Genomic DNA, 3,582 nt, shown 5'->3' on the forward strand with positions numbered 1-3,582 from the left:
CCGAACGTGCAGGGAGGGATTTCAAACATTTTTGGCGGATTGCCAGTGATGGGCTCTTGGAAAATCGACCAGACTGCCGGAAAAACTGAGTTCTGTATTTCAGGCGCTGCTCAGTGCGTGGAGGTAACTCCGCAACCCTAATCCAAACTCAGGTTGAGAATCCCGAACGCGAATTTTCCACGAAAAACGATTAAGGCCGTCAGAGCATGTAGGCGGACTGGTAGCCAGGTAGCCCTACTGTTCGAGCACCATCTTGCCGTTGGCGTATTCGAACCGCTTCAGCCTCGACAGGTACGACAGGCCGAGCAGGTTTTCCGACAGCGCCTCGTCAGGCAACACCATGGCGTCGACGTCGCGCACGATGAGGCCGCCGACATTGAGCCTTGCGATCCGCGCGCGCGCCGCCTTGACCTTGCCGTTGGCGGTGGTGACGGTCGCGGTGTATTGGCCGGGCGTCGGACGCAGGCCGAACCGTGCAGCAGAGCTTTCGTTCAGCGCCACCACGGACGCGCCGGTGTCGACCATAAAGGCGATGCGCTGGCCGTCGATGCGGCCTTCGGTCGCGAAATGACCGCGCGCATCGCGGGGAATGTTGAGGCTGCGCAGGCCGGATGTGACCGGCGCCGCGGCGGGAGCCTCAGCCTGCTTTTGCGCGGAGGTCGAGGCGGCAGCCGGTGTAATCTTGTCGGCCACCTGCGCCATGAAGGTGCCGAGACCGACCATGATGGCCGCTGCAATCAGAATGTTACGCATGACGCCACGCTTAATCCGGATGGGCCGGCCTGATTTCACCACGCCGCCCACGACGGGACGACTGTATGAGGCCTGCCAAGGCTGCCATTTTCGCGAAAAGGATGAGCGAAGGGTTAACGCAGAAGGTCGTCATGCGCGGGCTTGAGCTAGGTCCCGCGCGGCTTGACGCGGCGCGTCGGAAGCGCGGTCGCGGGATCCTCGGGCCAGGGATGCCTGGGATAGCGGCCGCGCAGGTCGGAACGGACGGCCGCGTAACTGCCGCGCCAGAATCCGGGGAGATCGCGCGTCACCTGCACCGGGCGCTGCGCCGGCGACAGCAGTTCCAGCACCAGCGGCACTTTTCCCTTCGCGATCGAGGGATGGGTATTAAGCCCGAACAGCTCCTGCAGCCGCACGGCAATGGTCGGTCCCTGCTCGGCCTCGTAATCGATCGCGAGCATGGTGCCGGTCGGCGCCTCGAAATGGGTCGGCGCCTCGCGATCGAGCCGGGCGCGCAATTCCCACGGCAACAGCGTGAGCAGCGCTTCCGACAGATCGCCGGCGGAAACATCCCGCAGCGACGTCTTGTCGTAGAGCGCGGGCACCAGCCAGTCCGCAGCCCCTGCGATCAACCCGTCGTCGGATAGATCGGGCCAGGTCTCGCCCTCCGCCTTGCGCAGGAACATCACGCGATCACGCCACTGCTTGGCAGCTTTCGACCACGGCAGCTTGTCGAGGCCGGCGGCAATGAGGCCATCAGCGAAGATGCGCGCGGTGTCTGCCGAGGGCGACAGCGCGAGCGGCGCTTCAGAGAGCGTGATCGCGTGCAGCGTCTTCCTGCGGCGGGCACGAAGCGCGAGCACGCCGCGGTCGAAGCTGATCTCGTCGGCGGTCTCGATGTGGTCGGCGAATTGGGTCTCGATCTCGTCTTGCGTGATCGGCGCCGCCAGGAGGACGCGGCCGCTGGCCGCCGTGCCGGTCAATTCGCCGACCGCAATGTAGGGCACGCGCGCCAGTGCGGAAGCCTGCTCCACCGCGGCGCCGCGGCCGTTGGCGAGCACGAAGCCGCCATTGCCACGGTTCTTTGCGACCCGATCGGGGAACGCGAAAGCGAGCATGATGCCGGTAGAGAGCTCTTCTCGCTCTTGCGCCCGGGATGCCGAAGACACTTGCGAGGCCCAGCGCCGGGCGAGATCGCGCGCGGCGGAGGCGCGCTGCGACCGGTCGCGGCGGAACTGATCGAGCCTGTGATCGAGATCGACGCTGTCGCCGCCAAGGCCGCGCTCGGTGAGGATAGCGGCGATCTCTGCTGCGGCTTCGCCCGCACCGAAGGAAGCGGAATCCACGATCATGCGCGCGAGCCGCGGCGGCAGCGCCAGCGCGCGCAGGCGCTTGCCCTCGGCGGTGATGCGGCCGTCGGCGTCGAGCGCATTGAGCTCCTGCAGCAGGCTCCTTGCTTCTTTCAGTGCCGGCGCCGGCGGCGGATCGAGAAACGACAGCGTCGCGGGATCACCGACGCCCCATTGCGCGAGATCGAGCACCAGCGAGGAGAGATCGGCCGAGAGGATTTCCGGCTGCGTATAAGGTGCGAACGAGGCCGTCTGCGGCTCGTCCCACAGCCGGTAGCAGATGCCCGGCTCGGTGCGGCCGGCGCGGCCGCGGCGCTGATCGACCGCCGCGCGCGAGGCGCGGACGGTCTCCAGCCGCGTCAATCCAATATCCGGCTCATAACGCGGCACGCGGGCGAACCCGGAATCGACCACGATGCGCACGCCCTCGATCGTGAGCGAGGTTTCCGCGATCGACGTCGCCAGCACAACCTTGCGGTGGCCCTTCGGGGCGGGCGCGATGGCGCGATCCTGTACGCTCGCCTCCAACGCACCGAACAGCGGCACGATTTCGGTCGAGGCGTCGTTCACCCGCTCTTCGAGCAAATTCTGCGTACGGCGGATTTCGGCCGCGCCCGGCAGGAACGCCAGCACCGAGCCGGGATCAGTGCGGAGCGCGGTTGCGATCGCGTCCGCCATCTGCCGTTCCAACGGCACGTCCACCTTGCGTGAGAGATAGCGCGTCTCGACCGGAAAGGCGCGGCCCTCGCTTTCGACCACCGGCGCGTCCCCAAGCAGCTTTGCCACCCTCGCCCCGTCGAGCGTCGCCGACATCACCAGCAGGCGCATATCCTCGCGCAAGCCGGTCTGCGCCTCGCGCGCGAGCGCAAGGCCCAGATCAGCGTCCAGCGAGCGCTCGTGAAACTCGTCGAACAGCACGGCGGCAACGCTCTTCAATTCGGGATCGTCGAGGATCTGGCGGGAGAAAATGCCCTCGGTCACCACTTCGATCCGTGTCGCGCGCGACACCTTCGAGCCGAAGCGGACGCGATAGCCGACAGTTTCGCCGGCGCGCTCGCCGAGCGTCTTGGCCATCCGTTCGGCGCTGGCGCGCGCCGCGATCCGCCGCGGCTCCAGCACGATGATCTTCTTCCCCTTGGCCCAGGGTTCATCCAGCAGCGCCAGCGGCACCCGCGTGGTCTTGCCGGCGCCGGGCGGCGCCACCAGCACCGCGGCGTGGCGCGTCTGCAGCGTGCGCGCGAGCTCGTCGAGCACCGTGTCGATCGGAAGGGGCGTGTCGAAGCTGCGCAAACTCTCACCACTCGTCGTGCCCGGGCTTGACTCGGGCATCCATCAACTCAAGAGGATTCTGTCTTAGCGATGGATGGCCGGGTCAAGCCCACGGCTGTCCGGTTTAGCTTTGGCATAGGCTGAGGCTCATCTGTCGCTGATCTTTGATGATTGGCGGAGGCGGATCGAGGAGGCGATCGATCCGCCGTCGCTGCATGAGGTTTTGAGCGAC

General features: G+C 66.5%; 2 protein-coding genes. Both read right to left on the minus strand.

The features are described 5' to 3' along the window. Window positions 1-234: 234 nt before the first annotated feature. Window positions 235-753 (minus strand): TIGR02281 family clan AA aspartic protease, encoded by a 519-nt coding sequence (locus tag VKR55_RS23560; protein ID WP_324407085.1) that lies wholly within the window; start codon window positions 751-753, stop codon window positions 235-237. A gap of 146 nt (window positions 754-899) precedes the next feature. Next, the gene (gene hrpB, locus VKR55_RS23565; protein WP_324407087.1) at window positions 900-3,410 is read right to left on the minus strand and encodes an ATP-dependent helicase HrpB; all 2,511 of its coding nucleotides are present in this window, start codon (window positions 3,408-3,410) and stop codon (window positions 900-902) included. Between the last annotated feature and the right edge of the window lie 172 nt (window positions 3,411-3,582).

Source organism: Bradyrhizobium sp., from assembly GCF_035309285.1.
In the GTDB taxonomy this organism is placed as follows: Bacteria; Pseudomonadota; Alphaproteobacteria; order Rhizobiales; family Xanthobacteraceae; genus Bradyrhizobium.